Below are 256 nucleotides of genomic sequence, written 5' to 3'. Positions count from 1 at the left end.
AAGAAATTGCTGAGTGGCTCGATCGCTGAAAAAAGCCGGGTGGCGGCTACGCCTTACCCGGCCTACGGTCTTTTGTAGGCCCGGTAAGCGCAGCGCCACCGGGGAACAAACCACTTAGAAGTCGTAACGCAGACGCACCAGGTTCATATCGCCCAGGTTGTCGGTGCTGGAGGTGAACACGTGTTCGTGTTCGAAGACGTTGCCGAATGGCTTGAACGCTGAAAAAAACCGGGTGGCGGCTACGCCTTACCCGACC

General features: G+C 57.4%; 1 pseudogene. It reads right to left on the bottom strand.

The features are described 5' to 3' along the window. Positions 1-114: 114 nt before the first annotated feature. Positions 115-189 (bottom strand): annotated as a pseudogene (locus RTW80_RS29890) (hypothetical protein); the annotation flags it as partial. Between the last annotated feature and the right edge of the window lie 67 nt (positions 190-256).

Origin of the sequence: Escherichia sp. AM3 (assembly GCF_032029835.1) — a bacterium.
GTDB classification, from domain to species: Bacteria; Pseudomonadota; Gammaproteobacteria; order Enterobacterales; family Enterobacteriaceae; genus Escherichia; species Escherichia coli.
This window is presented reverse-complemented; position numbering and strand designations above follow the sequence as displayed.